Annotated in this window: 12 protein-coding genes; 9 read left to right on the top strand and 3 right to left on the bottom strand. The window is 65.8% G+C overall.

The window, feature by feature from the left end:
- Window positions 1-10: 10 nt before the first annotated feature.
- From kdpB to LU688_RS18915, 4 genes are all read left to right on the top strand, one after another.
- On the top strand, window positions 11-2,065 hold the full coding sequence (gene kdpB, locus LU688_RS18930; RefSeq protein WP_094012056.1) for a potassium-transporting ATPase subunit KdpB: 2,055 nt from the start codon (window positions 11-13) through the stop codon (window positions 2,063-2,065).
- 12 nt (window positions 2,066-2,077) lie between these two features.
- Window positions 2,078-2,635 (top strand): potassium-transporting ATPase subunit KdpC, encoded by a 558-nt coding sequence (gene kdpC / locus LU688_RS18925; protein ID WP_094012057.1) that lies wholly within the window; start codon window positions 2,078-2,080, stop codon window positions 2,633-2,635.
- A 64-nt stretch (window positions 2,636-2,699) separates the two neighbouring features.
- Entirely contained in the window at window positions 2,700-5,354 is a 2,655-nt protein-coding gene (locus tag LU688_RS18920; protein WP_038706491.1) for a DUF4118 domain-containing protein, read from the top strand.
- On the top strand, window positions 5,351-6,049 hold the full coding sequence (locus tag LU688_RS18915) for a response regulator (protein WP_094012058.1): 699 nt from the start codon (window positions 5,351-5,353) through the stop codon (window positions 6,047-6,049). The genes LU688_RS18920 and LU688_RS18915 overlap by 4 nt, the downstream gene beginning before the upstream one ends.
- A gap of 24 nt (window positions 6,050-6,073) precedes the next feature.
- On the opposite strand, the gene LU688_RS18910 is transcribed toward LU688_RS18915, so the two are convergent.
- Window positions 6,074-7,777: a diguanylate cyclase gene (locus tag LU688_RS18910; RefSeq protein WP_232888258.1), complete on the bottom strand. Its 1,704-nt coding sequence runs from the start codon at window positions 7,775-7,777 to the stop codon at window positions 6,074-6,076.
- Window positions 7,778-7,874: 97 nt separating this feature from the next.
- Entirely contained in the window at window positions 7,875-9,104 is a 1,230-nt protein-coding gene (gene lysA, locus LU688_RS18905) for a diaminopimelate decarboxylase (RefSeq protein WP_094012059.1), read from the bottom strand.
- 147 nt (window positions 9,105-9,251) lie between these two features.
- On the opposite strand from lysA, the gene LU688_RS18900 reads away from it, so the two are divergent.
- A complete protein-coding gene (locus tag LU688_RS18900) occupies window positions 9,252-10,166 on the top strand; it encodes a LysR family transcriptional regulator (RefSeq protein WP_094012060.1) in 915 nt (304 codons plus the stop codon).
- Window positions 10,167-10,259: 93 nt separating this feature from the next.
- Window positions 10,260-10,598 (top strand): hypothetical protein, encoded by a 339-nt coding sequence (locus LU688_RS18895; protein ID WP_023630235.1) that lies wholly within the window; start codon window positions 10,260-10,262, stop codon window positions 10,596-10,598.
- Here LU688_RS18895 and cynR read toward each other — a convergent pair.
- Window positions 10,586-11,503: a transcriptional regulator CynR gene (cynR, locus tag LU688_RS18890; protein ID WP_094012061.1), complete on the bottom strand. Its 918-nt coding sequence runs from the start codon at window positions 11,501-11,503 to the stop codon at window positions 10,586-10,588. The two genes, LU688_RS18895 and cynR, sit on opposite strands and share 13 nt — an antisense overlap.
- A 111-nt stretch (window positions 11,504-11,614) precedes the next feature.
- Between cynR and LU688_RS18885 the strand changes: the two genes are divergently transcribed.
- From LU688_RS18885 to LU688_RS18875, 3 genes are all read left to right on the top strand, one after another.
- Window positions 11,615-12,274 (top strand): carbonic anhydrase, encoded by a 660-nt coding sequence (locus LU688_RS18885; RefSeq protein WP_023630237.1) that lies wholly within the window; start codon window positions 11,615-11,617, stop codon window positions 12,272-12,274.
- A gap of 28 nt (window positions 12,275-12,302) precedes the next feature.
- Window positions 12,303-12,773: a cyanase gene (gene cynS, locus LU688_RS18880; RefSeq protein WP_094012063.1), complete on the top strand. Its 471-nt coding sequence runs from the start codon at window positions 12,303-12,305 to the stop codon at window positions 12,771-12,773.
- An 85-nt stretch (window positions 12,774-12,858) separates the two neighbouring features.
- Window positions 12,859-14,082, top strand: a complete 1,224-nt coding sequence (locus LU688_RS18875; RefSeq protein WP_104445105.1) for an amidohydrolase family protein — start codon at window positions 12,859-12,861, stop codon at window positions 14,080-14,082.
- Window positions 14,083-14,091: the final 9 nt, after the last annotated feature.

Raw genomic sequence — 14,091 nt, 5'->3', positions numbered from 1 at the left:
GGAACACACCATGAACATGCCCATTCCCGAAGTGAAGGCGCGTCATAGCGCCAAGGACCAGACCCGTTTCGCCGCCCTGTGGCGCCCGGCGCTGGTGCAGGCCTTCGTCAAGCTCGACCCGCGCCAGCTCAGGCGCGCCCCGGTGATGCTGGTGGTGGCCCTCACTGCCATGCTGACCACGGTGCTTTGCTTTGCCCCTGAAAGTGGCGTGAGCACTTCAGTGGCCGTGCAGATCACCGTGTGGCTATGGTTCACCGTGCTGTTCGCCAACTTCGCCGAAGCCCTTGCCGAAGGCCGTGGCAAGGCCCGCGCCGACAGCCTCAAGGCTGGCAGCCAGGGCCTGGCCGCCAAGCGTCGCAAGAGCGACGGTACGTTCGAGACCGTCGCCGCCACCCAGTTGCGCAAGGACGACGTGGTGCGCGTGGTGGCCGGTGAGCTGATCCCCGGCGACGGCGAGGTGCTCGAAGGCATCGCCGCGGTCAACGAGGCGGCCATCACCGGCGAGTCCGCGCCGGTGATCCGCGAGTCCGGCGGTGACCGTTCGGCCGTTACCGGCAACACTCGCCTGGTCTCCGACTGGCTGCTGATCCGCATCACCAGCAACCCCGGCGAGTCGACCCTGGACCGCATGATCGCCTTGGTCGAAGGCGCCAAGCGGCAGAAGACCCCCAACGAGATCGCCCTCGACATCCTGCTGATCGGCCTGACCCTGATCTTCCTGATCGTGGTGGTGACCCTGCAGCCGTTCGCCCGCTTCGCCGGCGGCGAGCTGCCGCTGATCTTCCTCGCCGCGCTGCTGGTGACGCTGATCCCCACCACCATCGGCGGCCTGTTGTCGGCCATCGGCATCGCCGGTATGGACCGCCTGGTGCGCCTGAACGTGATCGCCCGCTCTGGCCGCGCCGTGGAAGCGGCAGGCGACGTGCACACGCTGATGCTCGACAAGACCGGAACCATCACCTTCGGCAACCGTCGCTGCAGTGCCCTGCATGCAGCTTCGGGCGTGACCGCCAAGGAGCTGGGGGAGGGCGCCTTGCTCGCCTCGCTGGCCGACGACACTGCCGAGGGCAAGTCGATCGTCGAGTACCTGCGCCAGTTGCACGACTTCGCGGAACCTGCAAGCAATCAGTACGAAGCCATCGCCTTCAGCGCCGAGACGCGCCTGTCGGGCATCGATTTCCAGCAGCGCCGCTACCGCAAGGGCGCCGTCGACGCGGTGCTGGCCTTCTGCGGCCTGCAACGCCTGGAGCTGCCCGCCGCCCTGGCCCGTGAAGTGGAGCGCATCGCCCAGAGCGGCGGTACCCCGCTGCTGGTATGCGTCGACAAGCACCTGCTCGGCGTGATCCACCTCAAGGATGTGGTCAAGCCCGGTATCCGCGAGCGCTTCGCCGAACTGCGCAAGCTCGGCATCCGCACCGTGATGGTCACCGGCGACAACCCGCTGACCGCCGCCGCCATCGCCGCCGAGGCGGGCGTCGATGACGTGCTCGCCGAGGCCACCCCGGAGAAGAAGCTGGCGCGGATCCGCCAGGAGCAGAACGACGGACGCCTGGTCGCCATGTGCGGTGACGGCGCCAACGACGCGCCGGCCCTGGCCCAAGCTGACGTGGGCATGGCGATGAACGACGGCACCCAGGCTGCACGCGAGGCCGCCAACATGGTCGATCTCGACAGCGACCCGACCAAGCTGCTGGACGTGGTGCAGGTGGGCAAGGAGCTGCTGGTCACCCGCGGCGCGCTGACCACCTTCTCCATCGCCAACGACGTGGCCAAGTACTTCGCCATCCTGCCGGCGCTGTTCGCCGCCATCTACCCGCAGTTGGGCGTGCTCAACCTGATGCACCTGGCCAGCCCGCAGAGCGCGATCCTCTCGGCCATCGTGTTCAACGCGCTGATCATCATCGTGCTGATCCCCCTGGCGTTGCGCGGTGTGCGGGTGCAGGCCGCCAGCGCCGCCCATTTGCTGCGGCGCAACCTGCTGGTCTACGGCCTGGGCGGCATTGTCGTGCCGTTCGCCGGGATCAAGCTGATCGACATGCTGCTTACTGCGCTGCACCTGGTCTGAGGAGAGACTGACATGACCGCTTATGTACGCCCGGCCCTGAGCCTGGTCCTGCTGATGACCGTGGTCACCGGCGCGCTGTATCCCCTGGCGGTGACCGGCATCGCCCAGGTCGCCTTCCCTGAGCAGGCCAACGGTAGCCTGGTGCGCGATGACCGTGGTCAGGTGCGCGGCTCGGCGCTGATCGCCCAGGAATTCAAGGGCGATGGCTGGTTCCAGTCGCGGCCTTCGGCGGGCGCCTATGTCACCGTGGCCAGTGGCGCGAGCAACCTGGCGCCGAGCAACCCGGCGCTGGCCGATCGGGTCAGGACTGACGCCTCCCAGCAGTACCAGGCGCAGCAGGGGCCAGTGCCCCAGGCGCTGTTGACCACCTCCGGCAGCGGGCTGGACCCGCACCTGCCGCCCGAGGCCATCGCTTACCAGCTGCCGCGCGTGGCGGCGGCGCGGCAGGTCTCGGAGGAGCGCTTGCAAGTGCTGGTGAATGACGCCACCCTGCGCCCATTGGTCGGGCCGCCGGTGGTCAATGTGCTGGCGTTGAACCAGGCGCTTGAGCGTCTTGCTCCGAGCCACTGAAGCCGAGGCCGCTTTGCGGCCCATCGCCGCAGGCCCTCATTCGTGACATTTTGAAGGATGAAGCATGAGCAACCCCACTCGCGCCGATGCGCTGCTGGCCGGCCTGCCCCGCGAAGGTCGCGGCAGGCTCAAGGTGTTCCTCGGCGCCGCGCCCGGGGTCGGCAAGACCTTTGCCATGCTCCAGGCCGCCCACGCCCAGCAGCGCCAGGGCTTGCAAGTGGTGGCCGGAGTGGTCGAGACCCACGGCCGCGCCGAGACCGAAGCCCTGCTCGGCGGGCTGACCCAACAACCTCTGCTGCGCCGCGAATATCGCGGCGTGATGCTCGAGGAAATGGACCTCGACGGCTTGCTCAAGGCCGCGCCTGCGCTGGTGCTGGTCGATGAGCTGGCGCACACCAACGCCCCCGGCAGCCGCCACGCCAAGCGCTGGCAGGACGTGCAGGAACTGCTCGCCGCCGGCATCGACGTATACACCACGGTCAACGTCCAGCACCTGGAAAGCCTCAACGACAAGGTCCGCGACATCACCGGCGTGCAGGTGCGCGAGACATTGCCCGACTGGGTGCTGCAGGAAGCCTTCGAACTGGTACTGATTGACCTGCCGCCGCGCGAGCTGCTCGAGCGCTTGCGCGAGGGCAAGGTCTACGTGCCCGAACAGGCACGGGCGGCCATCGAGGCCTATTTCTCCCAGACCAACCTCACTGCCCTGCGCGAGCTGGCCATGCAGACCGCCGCCGCCCAGGTGGACGCGGACCTGGCCAGCGGCTACCGCCAGCGCGGCCAGGAAGCCCCGGCCCTGCGCGGCCGGCTGCTGGTGGGCATCGATGGCGACGAGCAGGCCGAACGCCTGGTGCGCCATGCCTGCCGCGTCGCCCAGCGTCGCCATCTGCCATGGAGCGTGGTCCATGTCGATAACGGGCGCTTGCGCGACGAAACGGCCCGCCATCGCTTGCAGGCCGCCCAGCAACTGGCCGAGCGCCTTGGCGGCGAAGTGGTGCTGTTGCGCGCCGGCGAAGTGGCGCGCACGCTGATCCAGCACGCCGCCGAGCGCCGCGCCAGCCTGGTGCTGGTGGGCCAGTCCCGTGACCTGTTGCGTCGGCGCCTGGTCGGCGCCGGCGTGGCGGCGCGCCTGCTGCGTGAGAGTCACGGCCTGGAGATCAACGTACTCGACCGCGATGCCCAGCCGCCAGCGGCGCGCACGGCAGCAAAGCGCGTATGGGTATGGCGCCATTATGTGCTGGCGCTGGTTGCCACGCTGCTGGCCGCAGGCCTGGCCTGGGCCGTGTCGAGCGTGCTGGCGCTGCCCAACATTTCCCTGGTGTTTCTTGCCGCCGTGCTGCTGGTGGCGGTACGCAGCAGCCTGGGGCCGGCGCTGGCGTGCGCGGCGCTGTCGTTCCTCACCTACGACTTCCTGTTCATCCCGCCGAACTTCTCCTTCGCCATCCAGCGCGAAGAGGACGTGCTGACCCTGGTGTTCTTCCTGCTGATGGCCGCGCTTACAGGCAACCTCGCCGCGCGCCAGCGCCGCCAGTTGCAGGCGCTGCGCGAGACCCAGGCAGAGACCCGCCAGTTGCTCGACCTGTCGCGCCGCCTGACTGTGGCCACCGACCGCCAGGCGGTGTTCAGCGCTGCCGGCCAGCATATGGATGGTTGGCAGGGCGTGCAGGTGTGTCTGCTCGAACGCAGCGCCGACGGCCTGTTGCAAGTGGCCAGTGGTGGCTCGCCAGCCTTCACCGACAATGAACGCGCCGCGGCCGAATGGGCCTGGCAACATGGCCAGGCCGCGGGCTTTGGCAGTGACACCTTGCCCCACGGTCGTTGGTGGTGGTGGCCGCTGGCCGTGGAGGAACAGCCCCTGGCCCTGCTCGGCATTCGCCCACGCGACGGCGAACCACTGAGTGATCCGCGCCGTCGGTTGTTGATGGCCCTGGCGCAGCCCCTGGCCCAGGCCCTGGCCCGTGCCCGCCTGGGCGAGCAACTGGAAGCCGCCCGCCTGCACGGTGAAACCGAGCAACTGCGCAGCGCCTTGCTCGCCTCGGTCTCCCATGACCTGCGCACGCCGCTGACGTCGATGCGCGGCAGCATCGACAGCCTGCTGGCGCTGGGTGACGCCATCCCCCCGGACGACCGCCGCGAGCTGCTGGAAGGTACCCGCAACGAAGCCGAGCGCCTGGATCGCTACATCCAGAATCTGCTGGACATGACCCGCCTGGGCCACGGCACGCTCAAGCTGGCCCGCGACTGGGTAGCCCCGGCTGATATCGTCGGCAGCGCCCTCAACCGCTTGCGCGTGGTGCTGGCGCCCCTGCGCGTGCACACCGAAGTCCCGCCCGAGCTGCCGCTGCTGTTCGTGCACGCGGCGCTGATCGAGCAGGCGCTGATCAATGTGCTGGAAAACGCTGCACGCTTTTCCCCGGCCAACGGTCGGCTGCAACTGCAGGTCTCGGTGCACGACGAACAGCTGTGCCTCGCAGTCGCCGACGAGGGCCCCGGCATCCCCCAGGACGAGCGCGAAAAGATCTTCGACATGTTCTACACCGCCGCCCGCGGCGATCGGGGCGGGCAGGGCACCGGCCTGGGCCTGGCGATCTGCCAGGGCATGATCGGTGCCCATGGCGGCCGCATCCTGGTCGATGACGGCATCGATGGCCACGGCACCTGCATCACTCTATGCTTGCCGCTGCCGACCCAACCCGTTACCGAAAGTGAAGCCCCATGAGCCAAGCCGCCACCTTGCTGGTCATCGACGACGAGCCGCAGATCCGCAAGTTCCTGCGCATCAGCCTGGCGTCCCAGGGCTACAAGGTGATCGAGGCCGGCACGGGCAGCGACGGCTTGGCCCAGGCCGCCTTGAACAAGCCCGACCTGGTGGTGCTCGACCTCGGCTTGCCGGACATGGACGGTCAGCAAGTGCTGCGCGAGCTGCGTGAATGGAGCACGGTGCCTGTGATGGTGCTGTCGGTGCGTGCCAGCGAAGTGCAGAAGGTCGATGCGCTCGACGGTGGGGCCAACGACTACGTGACCAAGCCGTTCGGTATCCAGGAATTCCTCGCCCGGGTGCGGGCTTTGCTGCGCCAGGCGCCTCAGCTTGGCAGCGTGGCCGCTGCGGCGGGCTTCGGGCCGCTGACGGTGGACTTCGCTTTTCGCAAGGTCACGCTGGACGGCCTGGAGATAGCCTTGACGCGCAAGGAATACGCGCTGCTGGCGCAGCTGGCCGGGCATCCCGGGAGGGTCATCACCCAGCAGCAACTGCTCAAGGACATCTGGGGGCCGACCCATGTGGACGACACCCACTACCTGCGTATCGTGGTAGGGCACCTGCGGCAGAAATTGGGTGACGACCCTACGGCGCCGCGGTTCATCATCACCGAGGCGGGCGTGGGGTACCGGTTGGTCGCGCCGACCGACCCGTGACCAGGCCCGGCGCTGGCGTCATCGTTATGTAACGCCCGTTAGCGCGGGTTCCGTTACTACCCGATTACGTCCCTGGGCCTTGGCTTGATAGAGCATCCGGTCCGATCGTTCCAACGCGGCTGACATCGGTTCGCCCGCTTTCCACATGGCCACCCCCAGCGAGATCGTGATATGCCCGACAGTATCGAATTGCGCCGCCTCGATCACTGCTCGGAGCCGTTCGGCGACCTCTGCGCCGGTCGCAATCGAACCATTGGGCAAGAGCAGCAGGAACTCCTCGCCGCCCACACGGCATACCATGTCGTCCGGGCGCGATACCTGTCTCATCAACCGGGCGACGGCGCGGAGGGTTTCATCCCCGGCGCCATGGCCATAGGTGTCGTTGACGCGCTTGAAATGGTCGATGTCCACGGCGATCGCAGCGAAGGTTTTCAGGGATTGCTGCCATAGCGCCATGGTTTCCTCCATGGCCCGGCGATTCGCCAGTCCGGTCAGCGGGTCGCTATGTGCCTGCTGGTTGAGCCGCCCAATCTTCTCCTGCAGCAGGGCCGCTCCCAGGAGCAGCGCGCGGCGGATCTGCCAGCTTTCAACGTAGTCCGCAGGAACCGCGAGGATCCGTTCGTAGCTTTCAGGTGCATCCAGGCGCTTGGCGTTCTCCGCCAGTCGGGAGAGAGGGACGGAAATTTTCACGCCCAGCCACCAGATCAACAGCAGTCCGAACAGACCGAGGGGGACGATGCCTTTGGCAACTTTGATCGTCGTCGCCTTCAGCGTTGCCTCAATGTTCGATAGAGGCCGCTGTGAAATCACGCTCCAACGACTGCTGGGGATACTGGCATAACCCGCGAGCATTTCGTTGCCACTGCCGTCCTTCGCCCGCAGCGAACCGTGGTCTTGCTGCAGCGCGGCATCGACGATAGGGTCAGCGGCCAGGGTCGTCCCGATGCGCCGCGGGTCCGGGTGGTAAAGCACTTGTCGATGGCTATCGACCAGGTAGACATGCGCGCCATCCTCGCGGATGTTCAGGTCCATGAGCGCTTGCAACGTGTTTTTCTGTTCCAGGCGGATGCTTCCGCCGACAAGCCCGAGGTATTCGCCGTCGGGGCTGAAAACAGGGTGGGAGACGAACACGACCAGATTGCCTGCCAGGGACTTGAATGCGTCGCTGATCATCGGTTCTCGCCTGGTCAGAGGGGAACGACGTTGCAGCGCCTTTCCGTCCAGTTGCAGGCTGCTGGGGGCCGAAGCGATGATCTTTCCTTGTGCGTTGGCTATCAGTACCGAATTGAAGCTGTGGTCCTGGTTCAGCAGGCGGTGTGCCTCGTCGTGCAGGGCAGTTCGGTCTGCGAAGGCATGGCCGATGAGTGTGGATGCAAACCCCAGGCGATCCAGTTCGGAACTCAGCACTTCCTCCACACTGGTTGCGATCCGGGCAGCGTAAGCCTGGTTGGTCTGCAGGGCGTTTTCCGCCAGCTCGGATCTCTGGGTGGTGAACATCACCCAGAAAGTATTGGCCAGGGTTGCGACAGCACAGATCAGCGCGAACGCCAGCAGCAGCGTGCGCAAGGTGAGCTTGGGGCGTGGCCGTGTAGGCATGTGGCGCATCCGGATGCTGAAGGCATGCGATTTGGTGAAGCGGCGTCGCCGTGGGGTTGGAAACGCGCTCCTTGCGCCTTCTGGCGTATCCTGATTGGCCTTCTGCAACAAAACGCGGAGAGTTCGGATCAAGTATCTCACATCTGCTTTCGAGCCACCATTTTGACATGGTTTCGACGGCGGATCGCCTTCCGCCGATCCGCCACCGACAATCACTAGCCCCTGCCGGCTAGTCGAACTGCTCGAGCTGCAACAATTCCTCGACCCTCTGTCTCCGGCGAATCATGCGCAGTTGACCCTGATCGAGCAGGAACTCTGGCAACAACGGTCGGCTGTTGTAGTTCGATGACATGGATGCGCCATAAGCCCCTGCATCGTGAATTACCAGCAGGTCACCGACCTTGGCCTGGGGCAAGTCGTGGGGGGTCAACTCCTCGTCGTTCTGGGTGAACACATCCCCCGACTCGCACAGCGGCCCGGCTACGACGGTTGGCTGCAATGGGCGGCTCACGGGCCGGCCCACTGCGTCGAACAGGCTCATGCGGTGGTAGGCCCCGTACATGGCCGGGCGCATCAGGTCGTTGAAGCCGGCATCGACCAGGATGTAGTGGCGCTCACCCATCTGCTTGACCGCGCGCACCTCGGTCACCAGGCAGCCAGCTTCGGCGACCACGAAGCGCCCAGGCTCGATCTCCATGCGTACCGGGTGACCGAGCATCGTCTCGATCTCCGAGCGGGCCACCGCCCAGGTTCGGGCGTAGCGCTGCAGGTCCACTGGTTGGTCGCCGTCGCGGTAGGGGGTGGACAGGCCGCCCCCGATGGAGAAGGCTTCGATATCCATGCCCAGCCGGCCGATCAGCTCGACCATCGCGCTGGCCACTTGCTCCAGGTGCTGGTAGTCCACCCCCGAGCCGATGTGCATGTGCACGCCCACCAGGTGCAGGCCGTGTTGTTTCACGCAAGCCAGCGCATCGGGCAGTTGTTCGTGCCAGATGCCGTGCTTGCTGTTCTCGCCGCCGGTATTGGTTTTGCGACTATGGCCATGGCCGAAGCCGGGGTTGATGCGTAGCCACACCCGGTGGCCGGGGGAGCGCTCGCCGAGCTGGCGGAGCATGTCGATAGAGCCGGCATTGACCTCGATACCGGTCTGCACCACCCGCGCCAGGGTCGGTTGGTCCAGCACGTCGCAAGTCAGCACCACGCCGGCGGGGTCGCCGCCCACCGATGCGCCGGCGGCAAAAGCGCGCTCCATTTCCCCCAGGGATACCGCGTCGAGCACCAGGCCGCGTTCACGGATCAGGCGCAGCACGTGCAGGTTGGGGTTGGCCTTCTGCGCGAAGCGCACGGTGTCGAAGTGCTGCTTGAGCTGGTCGATGCGCTGGTGGATGGTCGGGGCGTTGTAGGCCCACAGCGGCGAGCCATGCTGGCGGACTGCTTCGGCCAGGAGGGTAGTGGTCATGGTGGCGTTCCTTGTTTTGGATGCGCCGATAGTGGGGGATTTTATAAATTCAGAAAAATAGATTTTTTTCTGCTAGATATTCATATCTGATATCAGCTCAAGCAACCAAGTTGCTGACACGCTTACTCTCTTTACCACCGAGCAACCATGAAACTCTCCATCCGCCATATCGAGGTATTCCGCGCCATCATGGCTGCCGGCAGCGTCACCGGGGCTGCGCGCCTGCTGTTCACTTCGCAGCCCACGGTGAGCCGCGAACTGGCGCGCATGGAGCAGGTCACCGGGCTGAACCTGTTCGACCGCGAGGGCGGGCGCCTGGTGCCCAGCGCCCAGGCTTTGCTGTTGATCAAGGAGGTCGAGCGGGCCTTTGTCGGCCTGGAGCGCATCGACCGCTTCGCCCAGGCCATCCGCAACTTCGAACAAGGCCGGCTGGCCATCACCTGCCTGCCGCTGTTCTCGCAAACCCTGCTGCCGAAGGCCTGCAAGGCGTTTCACCAGCACCATCCCGGCGTCAGCCTGAGTATCACCGCCCAGGAGTCGCCGTTGCTTGAGGAGTCGCTGGTTGCCCAACAGCACGACCTTGGCCTCACCGAGACCGCGCAGGTACCGCGGGGCGCGGTCGGCGAACTGTTGTTCAGTGCCGACATGGTCTGCGTGCTGCCCGCGCAGCACCCCCTGCTGGCCAAGCCGTTACTCCAGTTGCAGGACTTCCACGAGGTCGATTTCATCAACCTGGCCAGCCTGGACCGCTACCGGCAGCAACTCGACCGGCATTTTCGCGAGGCCGCAGTGAACCGCCGCACGATCATCGAGACCACCAGCGCCGCCTCGGTGTGCGCCATGGTCCGCCAGGGGCTGGGTGTAGCGATCATCAATCCACTGAGCGGGCTGGAGGCCGGGCAAACTGGGCTGGCGATCCGCCGACTGGGCCTGTCGGTGCCGTACCAGGTGATGCTGATCCGGCCCGAGCTGCGGCCCGCATCTTCGGTGCTGGAGCCGTTCTGCCAGGCGCTGCGGGGGCAGGCCAGGGCAATGGAGGCGGCCTTGGCGCAAGGCGTCTGAGTGGCCGGGCGAACGATTGGAACGTTCTCAACCACGCCAAGGTCAACCCCATCAGCAGTGATCGAAAATGCTCCACAGCATGAGGAATCGCCAATGAGTACGCTGACGATCGAAGGCTGGTTCAAAGGTGAGGGTGATCGCAGGTCCACCCCGGTGGGTGATATCCACTTCGACATCCAGGGCGTGAACCATCGCAAGTTGGAGCAGGCCGAGGAACACCTGCAACAGAGCCACGAGTCCGAGGCGATGGTGGATGTCGACATGGACAGCCTGAACCTGGTGCTGCCCGAGGGCTACGGCCCGCTGTCGGACTGCCGCCTGCGCGTCTACCTGAGCGACGACGAGCGTGGCCAGTTCCACCTGGTCGGGCATCGGGCCAGCGATGGCAGCCTGATCTACACCAATGCGGTGTTGATCGCTCAGCTGAGCTGAATACCGGCTGCGCTGTCGCCTGTTTCCAGGCTTGCCGCCACTGACGTCGCCACTTCGCTGAAAGCCCGCGCCGCCGCGCTCTGGTAGGCGCCCCTGCGCTGCATCAAGACTGCGGTGCGCTGCAGGCGCAGTGGGTCCAGGGCAATGGCGGTCAGGTCATCATGGGCCAGGGCAAGGTTGGCGGGCAGCAGGGTCGACAGTGTCGTGCGGCGCACCACTTCGATCACTGCGCCAATCGCGTTGGCCTCCATCCGCACCCGTGGGCGGATACCGTGCTGGCGGCAATAGCGCTCGATCTGCTCGCGCGTGGCGAACTCGGCGCTGAGCAAGATCAGCGACTCGTCGTTGAGCGCGTGTGGGCCAATACTGCGGGTAGTGGCCAGCGGATGCGCGCGGCCGACCACCAGCGCCAGGGTTTCCACCAACAGCGGGCGGCTGTCGATGTCCTGGTTGTGGACCTCATCGAAGGCGATGCCGACATCCAGCTCATCGGCCTGCAACAACTCCTCCATGCGCTCCTGGGCGATCTCTCGTAGGTTCAGGGTGATGTTCGGATAACGCGCATGGAAGGCCTCGACCAGCGGGCCGATCAGATAGGTGGTGAAGGTCGGCGTCACCGCCACCCGCAGCGATCCTCGGCTGAGGTCGCCCACGTCATGGATGGCGCGCCTGGCCTCCAGCAGCTCCTGTTCCGCCCGCTTGGCATAGCGCAGGTAGACCTCCCCGGCATCGGTCAGCCGCGTGCTGCGCCCGGAACGGTCGAACAACTGCGCGCCAAGGCTTTCCTCCAGTTGCCTGACCTGTTGTGACAGCGCCGGCTGGGAGACATGCAGTGCCGCCGCGGCGCGGGTAAAACTGTGATGTTGAGCCACTGCGAGGAAATACTGGATGTGCCGGGCTAGCATGCTTTTCTCATAAGATAATCTGATGTGCTTCATCATAAATGAGACTTTTACCTTATGTAAGGCGCTGCGTAACCTTTGCCTCAACACACCGCGACATTGAGGCAAACAGCCATGAAAGACATCATCGACGGTTTTCTGAAGTTCCAGCGCGACGCCTTCCCCGAACGGGTCAAGCTGTTCAAGGACCTGGCCACCCAGCAAAGCCCCCGGGCGCTGTTCATCTCCTGCTCCGACAGCCGCCTGGTGCCCGAGCTGGTCACCCAGCGCGAGCCAGGCGACCTGTTCGTCATCCGCAACGCCGGCAACATCGTGCCGTCCTACGGCCCTGAGCCTGGCGGCGTATCGGCTTCGGTCGAATATGCCGTCGCCGCCCTGCAGGTAGCCGACATCGTCATCTGCGGCCACTCCGACTGCGGCGCCATGACCGCCATCGCCACCTGCAAGTGCCTGGAGCACATGCCCGCCGTGGCCGGCTGGCTGCGCTACGCCGACTCCGCCCGGGTGGTCAACGAGGCGCGCCAGCACCACAGCCCGCAGGCCAAGGTCGAGGCCATGGTGCGCGAGAACGTGATCGCCCAGCTGGCCAATATCCAGACCCACCCCTCGGTGCGCCTGGCCCTGGAAGAGGGCCGCGTGCGCCTGCATGGCTGGATCTACGACATCGAAAGCGGCCGCATCGACGCCTTCGACGGACGCACCGGCCAGTTCGTCGCCCTGGCGCAGAACCCCGACGTCAACGCCGTTTCCCACCCTTCCAGGCACGTTGCCTGAACCCCTTTCAAACCCAAGGAGACACACCATGATCCAGTCGCAAATCAGCCAGAACGCCCGCCTTGTCCTGAGCGAAGTCATCCTCCTGGCCAAGGCCCGCAAGGACCTGTCGTTCGCCCAGATCACCGACGGCACCGGCCTCTCCGAAGCCTTCGTCACTGCCGCGCTGCTGGGCCAGCACCCGCTGCCGGCCAGCGCTGCCCAGGTGGTGGGCGACAAGCTCGGCCTGGACGCCGATGGCATCGCCCTGCTGCAGACCGTGCCACTGCGCGGCAGCATCCAAGGCGGCGTGCCGACCGACCCGACCATCTACCGCTTCTACGAGATGCTGCAGGTGTACGGCACCACCCTCAAGGCACTGGTCCACGAGAAGTTCGGCGACGGCATCATCAGCGCCATCAACTTCAAGCTGGACGTGAAGAAGGTCGACGATCCGGAAGGTGGCTCCCGCGCGGTGATCACCCTGGATGGCAAGTACCTGCCGACCAAGCCGTTCTGATTCGCCCCTAGGGAAATGGCTCGGGCGCCGCACGACGCCCGAGCCATTTCCACGCGCGCTATTGATCCCCGACAGGAGCGACGGCATGGACCTGATCTTCAGAAATGTCCGCATCGACGATGCAAACCCCTTGATGGATGTCGCCGTGCACAACGGCAAGATTACTCACATCGCCCAAGCGATCACTGCAACGGCGAGCCAGGAAATCCAGGGCAACGGCAATGTCCTGGTCCCCGGCTTCGTCGAAGCCCACCTGCACCTGGAAAAAGCCAATGTCATGCAGCGCAAGGCCAACCGCTCCGGCACCTTGGCCGAAGCGATCGCCGTCACTGCGGCGCTCAAGCCCACCCTGACCCGTGATGACATTCGCGAACGCTCTGTACAGGTGTTGCGCGCCCTGGTGCAGGCCGGCACCACCCATGTGCGTGCCCACGCCGAGTTCGATCCGGCCCAGGGTTTCACCGGCCTGGACGTGGTCCTGGAGCTGCGCGAGACCTTGCGTGATGTCATCGATATCCAGGTAGTGGCGTTTCCCCAGGAAGGCATCCTGAAACTGCCCGGCATGAAAGCGATGATGGTCGAGGCCATGGAGAGGGGCGTCGATGTGGTCGGTGGCATTCCCTACAACGACGTCTCGCCCCTGGAGCACATCGATTTCGTCTTCGACCTGGCCCAGCGCTATGGCAAGGACATCGACCTGCATCAGGACTTCGCCGACGACGCCGAGCACATGACCATCGAATACGTGGCCCGCCGGACCCTCGCCACGTGCTACCAAGGGCGCGTCAGCGTCGGCCACCTGACCAGCCTGGCGGCCGTGGAGCCAGAGCGCCAGGCGCGCATCATCGCGCTGCTGCGCGAAGCCGGCATCAGCGTGATATGTCTGCCCGCCACCGACCTGCACCTGGGCGCCCGTGGCGATAGACACAACGTGCGGCGCACCCTGACCCCGGTGCGGGCGTTGCGCGATGGCGGGGTGAACGTGTGCCTGGCCACCAACAACATCCGCAATGCCTTCACCCCCTACGGCACCGGCGACCTGCTGCACATCGCGCAGCTGGCCATCCCCGCCTGCCACCTGGGTGGGGCGGACGACCAGGCCACGGTGCTGCCGATGCTCACCAGCAACCCGGCCAAGGCCCTGGGGTTGCAGAGCCATGGCTTGGCGGTGGGCAACGACGCGGACCTGGTGCTGATGGACACCCACCGTATCAGCGACGTGATCCTCGACCTGCCCGCGCGGCTGATGGTGCTCAAGCGCGGCAGGGTGGTGGCGACAGCGGAGCAGCGGCGCTCGGTGGTGTTCTGAAGGCCGGGC

It is taken from the genome of Pseudomonas soli, from assembly GCF_021283165.2.
Lineage (GTDB): Bacteria > Pseudomonadota > Gammaproteobacteria > Pseudomonadales > Pseudomonadaceae > Aquipseudomonas > Aquipseudomonas soli.
Note: the sequence above shows the minus strand (reverse complement) of the source record. Positions and strands in the feature narration are given on the sequence as shown.